5 protein-coding genes and 2 pseudogenes are annotated in these 8,669 nt (G+C 43.6%); 3 read left to right on the top strand and 4 right to left on the bottom strand.

Translation table 11 applies throughout. The features are described 5' to 3' along the window. Positions 1-248 precede the first annotated feature (248 nt). The 3 genes from lldD to A7325_RS11760 form a co-directional block, all read right to left on the bottom strand. A complete protein-coding gene (gene lldD / locus A7325_RS11770) occupies positions 249-1,391 on the bottom strand; it encodes an FMN-dependent L-lactate dehydrogenase LldD (RefSeq protein WP_068408375.1) in 1,143 nt (380 codons plus the stop codon). 127 nt (positions 1,392-1,518) lie between these two features. Then, a complete protein-coding gene (gene dld / locus A7325_RS11765; protein ID WP_068408377.1) occupies positions 1,519-3,225 on the bottom strand; it encodes a D-lactate dehydrogenase in 1,707 nt (568 codons plus the stop codon). A gap of 65 nt (positions 3,226-3,290) precedes the next feature. Continuing rightward, positions 3,291-4,994 carry an L-lactate permease gene (locus A7325_RS11760; protein WP_068408373.1) on the bottom strand — a complete coding sequence of 568 codons (1,704 nt, stop codon included), beginning with the start codon at positions 4,992-4,994 and terminating at the stop codon, positions 3,291-3,293. Between the two features lie 293 nt (positions 4,995-5,287). Between A7325_RS11760 and A7325_RS11755 the strand changes: the two genes are divergently transcribed. The 3 genes and pseudogenes from A7325_RS11755 (at position 5,288) to A7325_RS11740 (ending at position 8,412) form a co-directional block, all read left to right on the top strand. Continuing rightward, on the top strand, positions 5,288-6,193 hold the full coding sequence (locus tag A7325_RS11755) for a LysR family transcriptional regulator (protein WP_068408371.1): 906 nt from the start codon (positions 5,288-5,290) through the stop codon (positions 6,191-6,193). A gap of 111 nt (positions 6,194-6,304) precedes the next feature. Next, positions 6,305-7,144, top strand: a pseudogene (locus A7325_RS11750) (IS256 family transposase); the annotation flags it as partial. A 65-nt stretch (positions 7,145-7,209) separates the two neighbouring features. Further along, positions 7,210-8,412: pseudogene (locus tag A7325_RS11740) on the top strand (IS3 family transposase). Here the strand turns inward: A7325_RS11740 and A7325_RS11735 are convergent. Then, positions 8,413-8,669: serpin family protein (locus tag A7325_RS11735; protein ID WP_319822957.1), on the bottom strand; the 257-nt coding region annotated here is incomplete at its 5' end. It lies immediately after the preceding pseudogene.

Genomic DNA, 8,669 nt, shown 5'->3' with positions numbered 1-8,669 from the left:
GAGGGCCTTCACTTGGTGTTCTTTAACAATGATAAGACTGTATTTCGACAGTTAGTTAGCTTTTTAACCCCTAAACCTATGAAAATCGGGTGGGGATGATTTTTTTGTCGTGTGCAGAGATTAATCATTTATTTTTTGGTGATACTGGGTCAGCCATTCCTGTAATGGTATATCTGTCTATCCCTAGTCAGCCAACAATATTATGAGTTTCATTATTACGATTGATGACTAAACTAACGGCTTCAAGTTTAATTCTCCAGCTTTACTAAACAGTCAGAATTAATATCAGCAATCGTTTTGGCACCAGTCAAGGTCATTGCGACGCGTATTTCTTTATCTAGCAGTTCTAACAAATTGCTTACCCCTGCACCGCCATCCGCTGCTAAAGCATAAATAAAAGCGCGCCCTAGCATGCAAATATCAGCGCCCAAAGCCAACATACGCACAATATCTAAGCCATTACGTATACCAGAGTCGGCTAAAATTTTAATCTCTCCTTTAACTGCATCGGCAATAGGAGGCAGAGCACGTGCACTGGATAAAACACCGTCCAGCTGTCGCCCACCATGATTCGATACGACTATGCCGTCGGCTCCAAAACGCACCGCATCTTTGGCATCTTCTGGGTCCAAAATACCTTTGATGACCATAGGCCCATCCCAGTACTCGCGAATCCAATCTAAATCTTTCCAAGAAATAGAGGGGTCAAAGTTATTACCTAGCCAGCCTATATAGTCTTCCAATCCTGTTGGCTTACCTAAATAAGTAGAGATATTGCCCAGATCGTGCGGACGGCCATTTAGCCCTACATCCCATGCCCATTGCGGATGCGTCATAGACTGTAAGTAACGGCGCATAGCAGCATTTTTACCGCTCATACCAGAGTGCATATCTCGGTAGCGTGCCCCTGGTACTGGCATATCTACCGTAAAAACCAAGGTCGAACACCCCGCCGCTTTGGCACGCTCCAAGGCATTTTTCATAAAACCTCGGTCCTTTAATACATAAAGCTGAAACCACATCGGACGGTTAATTTTAGGCGCTACTTCTTCAATCGGACAAACCGAAACTGTCGACATGGTAAACGGAATGCCTTTTTGATCGGCTGCCATAGCGGCCTGCACTTCTCCGCGGCGGGCATACATACCTGTCAGACCCACGGGTGACAACGCGACAGGCATAGACAGAGTTTCATTAAATAACTGCGTCTCGAGACTAAGCAGTGACATATCATTTAGTACACGTTGTCTAAGGGCAATTTTCGATAAATCTTCAACATTATGTTTTAAGGTATATTCCTCATAAGCACCGCCATCTATATAATGAAATAGAAATGGTGGCAGTCGGCGCTTGGCAGCAGCCCTGTAGTCGTTTGGAGATGAAATAATCATACGCTTGCCCTTATTCTGTTAAATATCTATGTAATATTTTTGAATCTCTAATTATTTATTGATTAGTGCTAAACGATGGATGCAATTGGCTTATTTTTGAAGCGGCAAGCTCAACCCACACTCACTATTACACACAGCACGAGCAGTTACGTTTGGTTTTCGACATTTTACCGATGCCGGGATTAAAGCTATTGGTTGGGTCTAGGCTTTTATAGAAATTCTGCAAATCAGGCTCTGCTTCGTATAGATGCCCTACATTATGCTCAGCAGGATATTTGGCTCCGCGTGCGCTCAATAGCTCTAACATCATCTTTTTAACAAGGTGTGCATCACTGCCCTTCTTCAAAATATAATCTTGATGAAACACATAGCAAAAGAAGTGTCCGTAATACAGCTTCATCTCTAAGTGTTTTTCAATTTCTTCAGGTAGGGTTTCAAGCCATTCTAATTCATTACGCGGTATGGCAATATCTAATGCCAATATCTCACCAACTTCTTTTTCATGTATGATTTCATAGCGTAATGCGGCACCGGCTGCCGCAAAACGATTTAAAAGCGCGCTTTCTGACTCTTCCTGGCTACATTCAAAATAGTTACCCGTGTCTGAAGCAGCAAAGAAGGTCTTCAGAAAATCCTGTGCCTCTGCTATCCCTTCATCACTCATTTTTAAGATTAGGTGATGCTCATATTGTTCACGATACTCAATCATGCGCTTCGGTAAATGCTTTGGAAATAGAGTAGCGATGAACTGCATGACTTTGTCAGTAAAATGCTTTGGCATCCATGACCACTTATGAAATTTAGCGTCAATAGCGCCTTTGATAGAAAACAATCTAGGTAAGGCATCTGTGCCGAGATGCTTAATACTTAGGAACGTGTCTTTACCGTATTTAGCGGAGACATCAAATATATCACGATGCATATACTCGCCCACTTCAGGGATATTGTCGAAGCTTGATAGTATCTGCCTTCTGAGCTGTGCAAGCTCACTCACACTGTTAGTGCCTATGTAAAAGGTTTTCTCTTTTGCCGCTATTGGATAAGTGTCAAGACGTACTGCAAACACCGCAAGCTTGCCAGCGCAGCCACTGGCTTCATACAGTCTGCGCTTGTCCGCATTAAAGCGACTGGGCGTGCTTGCATCAACGTCTTTTACTCTGGCGATGTACTCTTTGTCAGATGCGAGCTTGCCACTATCAGGTAATTCTCTTTTATCAAAATTACCATTTTGCAAATTAGTCAGTATTTCTTCTGGCGTATCACCTAGCTCTACGTCTAGATGATTAACCAATACCAGCTGTCCTTGTTCGTTTATTTGGGCAAACAACGCAAGCTCGGTATAGGCGGGCCCTCTTTTGACCAAAGCCCCACCAGAGTTATTAGATATACCGCCAATAATAGACGCGCCTAACGTCGAGGAACCGATGACGGAATGAGGCGCTCTATTGACAGCATTAAGCTGACTTTGTAGCTGATGCAATGTCGCACCAGGCAAGCTGATCACTTGCTCGTTGTCATTCACCAAATACAACTGGTTCATTGCAAGCGTATTAATCACCACAACTGGTCTATCGTAGTCATTACCGCTCGGTGTTGAGCCTTCAGTCAGACCTGTCTTAGCCGCTTGCATGATAATGATGCAGTCGCCTTCAACGCATACTTCTAGGCTACGCCAAATCTCCAGCAGTGTTTGCGGAAATAAAACGGCTAAGGCACTGCCACCACCAGAGCGCCACCCCATTCTATAGTGCTCATTTTTCTCTGGATCAGCCTGTACATTACTAGCACCCAGTAATTGTGTTAGCTTGTCTAGTACTTGATCAGGACTAAGCATGCCTTGAGAATCGCGATTTGACGAAGATATATGATGCTCCTTATCTTGTGATTGTGTGTCATTCATCATGCTAAGGGCCCTTGAAAACCAAAAATGTAAATGGCGGCCATGACGATGATGCCACAGAACAACACATAGTATATGGTGGGTAAAATAGTACGCCTAAGTGTGGCGCCCTCCATACCAAGTAAACCCACCGTTGCTGATGCAGCCACCACGTTATGTATGGCAACCATATTACCGGCTGCGGCACCAACAGCTTGAGACGCTATGATTAAAGAAGGTGAAATACGTAGGCTCACCGCCGCTTCATACTGAAATTGACTAAACATCATGTTAGAAACGGTATTAGAACCCGCGATAAAGGCCCCTAGTGCACCAATGGTAGAACTAATTAACGGAAAAGCGTTGCCAAAAGTACCCGCAAACAACTCGGCACTGGCGACTGGCATACTCGCCACATCTGATAAGTTTACCCCTGAATTGATAAAGATTCTGACCATTGGAATCGTAAAAACCAGTACAAAACCAGCTCCTAAGACCGTTTTAGTTGATTCTTTAAAGGCATTATTTAGTGCACTACCTGGTTTTTTAGTTTGCAGAGCAGCGGCAACCAAGGCGCTTATTACTAACAAGCCTCCAGGTAAGCACAGAGGACTAAAACTAGCGCTTACATCTGCCTCTCCTAAAACCGTCGTAAAATCTAACGTTGCACTGGTTAATAAGGATTCAAATCCAGCGAATACTCTTGAGCACACCAGTAAGACTGCAACGAGTAAATAAGGGAACCACGCCATAACCGCAGACATCTTTTTACTGGTTAAATCAAGCGTCACATCTTCTTTACTGACCACCAGTTTACCCATCCATTCGCTTGGCCAGTTTTTCTGAGGCGCAAAATCCCAAGTTGTTTTTGGGACTAAAAACCCTCTTTTAGCAGCGTTTACAACAATGGCTATACTAACTAAACCTCCGACCAGTGAAGGAAACTCTGGCCCTAAAAAAACACCGGTTATCATATAAGGGATTGTAAATGCCAAGCCTGCAAAAATCGCAAACGGCCAAATAGCGAAGCCTTCTTTCCAGCTTTTATTCTTACCAAAAAAGCGGGTGAGCATCATCACCATAAAAAGTGGCATAAACGTACCAATGACACCATGCATGATAGCCACTTGACTGGTAATCAGTTGTAAAAAGTCGCCCCACTGTAGTCCTTCTTGTGCCAGTTGAGCGCTAATGGCCGCTTTATCTAACCCATTATTTACCCCAATAACGATAGGCGTACCGACCGCACCAAATGATACAGGTGTACTTTGTATCATCATTCCCATCAACACCGCACCCAGCGCTGGAAATCCTATCGCCACCAGCAAAGGCGCAGCAATAGCGGCAGCTGTACCAAAACCTGAGGCACCCTCAAGAAAGCAGCCAAAGCACCATGCAATAATAATGGCTTGCACACGCCTATCTGGCGATACATTGGTAAACCCAGCACGGATAACGGCGATTGCACCAGTATGTTTTAATGTATTCAACAGAAAAATAGCACCAAAGACAATCCACAACACCGAGACAGTTATCACCAAACCCTGAATAATAGATGATGACACTCGGTTAAGCGTCATATCCCATATAAAAATGGCAAGCGCAGCGGTAACAACTAAAATGATAGGCATTGTTTTTTTAGCTGACCATTGCAAGCCTATAAGAAAAATACCACAGAGAACGATTGGCAGTAATGCCAAAAGCCCATATATTGTTTGATTCAAAATTACATCCTTTTGATTGTGCGATCTTCCCTGAACCAAGTCATCGCAGCCTTTATTTTGACGACTCAATGATGACTAAGTTGTATTAAACATTCACAAACAGGGACTGCTAATTTATCCAAGCCGTCTTGTAGACAAAACCGAGCACGACTTGCGACAGTCTATGGCCCATGTTCAAAAAGCCCTAAAATAGTCTACGCCTTGTTAATTAATTGATATATTGCATCAATGGACAATATTATTTTCCTTTTTTGCTATAATCTAATCCGCATTACGCCAATTGGAGCACAAGTATGGTCAAAGCTGACGATATGGTTTTATTTGTCCAAGTTGTTGAGGAAGGGTCATTTTCTAAAGTCGCTGAAAAGCTATCATTAACCAATTCAGTAGTGAGCAAGCGCATTGCAAGATTAGAAGAGAACTTAAATACTCAACTCATTTATAGAACCACTAGAAAGTTGAGCTTAACCGATGCCGGCAGGACGCTTTACGACAAAGCTAAAATTGCTAAACATGCCTTTCAGGAAGCTGAAGATGCAGTAACGGGTTACGGCGAAGATATGAAAGGCCATATACGTATAACCCTGCCTGTGGTCTCTGCGAATTTCATATTGAGCGAATCTATTGCTGAATTCTGTAAACAACACCCTGAAGTATCGGTAGAGTTACAAATTACCAATCGATTGGTTGACTTGATAGAGGAAGGATTTGATTTGGCAATAAGGACCGCTGAGCTTGAAGACTCATCGCTCATTGCAAGACGTCTTATAGATAGCCGATGGGTGATATGTGCGACGCCAGACTATTTAAAGCGATATGGTACGCCTCAAACCCCTGAAGAATTAGACAATCATGAGTGCATAATCTATAAGTTAGATAATACCTCTAACAACATATGGCCAGTATGTATAGACGGCACAGAGCAATTAATGCCTGTCCATGGTAGGTTTCATAGCAATCATCTTAGTGCGATTAAACAAGCCACGCTCAGCGATTTAGGCATTGCTTTTTTGCCCCAAGCGTTGGTCCATGAGGAGATACAACAACATACACTTACTCAGATTTTGCAACGGTTTACACGAAAGGAACTGGGCATGTATGCAGTATATCCTAAGGCCAGGCAACCAGATCAAAAGTTAAAACTGCTCGTTGCACATTTGCGAGACTCATTACATCGGAAACAGGCTTACTACTGCTAAGTAAAAAGCCTATTTTGATGTCTATAAAAAGATGAATGAAATAAAAAAGCTAATAGAGCCTTTCCTAAAAACTGTGTAACTGCTTATAATCCAATAACAGGAGAATAAGCAATGACTACTCAATCTGACATCAAGAAACTGGCCGAGCAAATGGCTGGTAGCATGAACAGCTTCGATGACATCAAAGATTTTCAAAAGCAGCTCATGCAATCCTTTATTGATACTGCCTTAGAAGCTGAGATGGAAGACCATCTCGGCTATCCCAAGCATGAAAAGGCGGATAAACCTAATAAGCGTAACGGGCACACTAAAAAGACCGTCCGCAGTGACACAGGCGATCTTGAGATATCCACCCCAAGAGACCGCGGTGGCAGCTTTGAGCCTGTACTCGTTAGTAAGCATCAAACCCGTATCTCAGGTCTCGATGACAAGATCATATTCCTTTACGCCAAGGGTCAAACCACCACCGAGATTGTAGAGAGCATTAAAGAGCTCTACGATGTCGACATCTCAAGCAGCTTGGTTTCAAGAGTCACCGATAACATCTTAGAGGACATCACCGCTTGGCAGAACCGGCCGCTGAGCAGTGTTTATCCTATCGTCTATTTAGACTGCATTGTCGTTAAAGTACGTCAAGACAAGCAGATCATCAACAAGGCTATCTATCTGGCGCTAGGTGTTGCTCTTAACGGTAAAAAAGAGCTGCTTGGTATGTGGTTATCAGAGAATGAAGGCGCTAAGTTCTGGCTGGGTGTTCTCACTGAACTACAAAACCGCGGGGTACAAGATATCCTCATTGCCTGTGTCGACGGCTTAAAGGGCTTCCCTGATGCCATCAATACGGTTTATCCCAACGCTCAGGTTCAGCTGTGTATCGTGCATATGGTGCGTTACTCCATGAAGTTTGTACCATGGACGGATAAGAAGGCCGTAGCGGCTGATTTAAAGGCTTGAGCTATGCTGAAGAAACCGTACAAGTAAACTTGGTAAACTAAGCATATTAATCGGAGTTTATCATGGTCAAGAAAATAAGAACCTATAGCACAGAATTTAAAGCTGAAGCCGTTAAGAAGATATCAGACAATAATGGCAATATCTCAGCAACCGCAAAGCAGCTTGGCATTGCCATGCAAACGCTATCGAATTGGCATAACAAAGCCAACCAAGGCAAGCTTGTCGGCACAGAGCAATACGACCCTGATCTTATCACAGCTCTTCAAGAAATAAAGCAGCTCAAACGACAGCTCAAAGTTGCCGAAGAGGAGCGAGAGATCTTAAATGAGGAGGGATAAAGCGAAGCACTGCTTCGCCCCGACGCAAGGGGAGAGCTATGCTCGAGTGAGGCGACGGCGTACTTCGCGAAAAACAGCTAGTCAGGTACGCCTTCATCAAAGATAACCAGCACTTCTTTACCATCACCACTATGTGCCGCGTGCTAAGGGTTAAGCATTCAAGTTACTACGACTGGCTGAGTCGCGATATCAGCAAGCAGCAGATACATCGCAACCATTGTGAGCTACTCGTTAAAGCCGCTCACAGTGAAACTCATGAGCGCTATGGTGTTGAGCGTCTGCATGCGCATCTAAGTGAGCATGGTCAGAAGCATCAAAGAGGAATACAGCATCAAATGCCGTCGCCACAAACGCTTTAAAGTCACCACCGACTCCAATCACAACAAACTGGTCTATCCAAACGTGTTGGATCAAGAGTTTGATGCCAGTCGCCCTAACCAAGCGTGGGCCAGTGACATCACCTATATTTGGACGCTTGAGGGCTGGTTGTATTTAGCGGGAGTCAAAGATTTATATACCAAAGAGCTGGTCGGCTATGCGATCAATAAGCGAATGACCGCAGATCTAGTATGCAAAGCATTGAACATGGCCATCAAGAATAAACAACCAAGCAAAGGGCTAGTCGTTCACTCTGACAGAGGCAGTCAGTACTGTAGCCATGCTTACCACAAGATCATCAAGCAGCATCAGTTTACAGGTTCAATGAGCGGTAAAGGCAACTGCTTTGACAACGCACCCATAGAAAGCTTCTGGGGCATATTGAAGAACGAGCTAGTATATCACCAAGACTATAAAACAAGGTTTGCAGCTATCAGAGATATCATTGGATATATTGAGTTATATTATAATCAGACTAGGATTCAAAAGGGTTTAGGCTATAAATCGCCAAGACAGGTGTGGTTTGATTATTATCGTCAGGCTGCGTAATCAAAATCTCCCAAGTTTATATATACGGGATTGACGGCAGGGGTCACTATCTTTTGCGAGCAGCTCAGGAATCATCTGCTTGGTATGTTTGGCAATGGTCTTATTGATAGTCTGACGGGAAGGTTCAGGACTGTTTTTAAAATCAAGAGTGGTGACTTTACCACCGTAATAGCGCTGCACCGTATCCAAATAAGTTTGATTGGGGCTCAAGCCTTGATGTATCCATAAGTCATTAACCGTGCTTAAGTCATAATTTG

The organism is Psychrobacter sp. SHUES1, from assembly GCF_001652315.1.
GTDB lineage: Bacteria > Pseudomonadota > Gammaproteobacteria > Pseudomonadales > Moraxellaceae > Psychrobacter > Psychrobacter faecalis.
The sequence above is the reverse complement of the archived record's forward strand: the minus strand, read 5'-3'. Positions and strand labels throughout refer to the sequence as shown.

Excerpts from the sequence above, each read along its gene's own strand:
- lldD (WP_068408375.1), bottom strand. The coding sequence starts at position 1,391 with ATGATTATTTCATCTCCAAACGACTACAGGGCTGCTGCCAAGCGCCGA.
- dld (WP_068408377.1), bottom strand. The coding sequence starts at position 3,225 with ATGCTTAGTCCTGATCAAGTACTAGACAAGCTAACACAATTACTGGGT.
- A7325_RS11755 (WP_068408371.1), top strand. The coding sequence starts at position 5,288 with ATGGTCAAAGCTGACGATATGGTTTTATTTGTCCAAGTTGTTGAGGAA.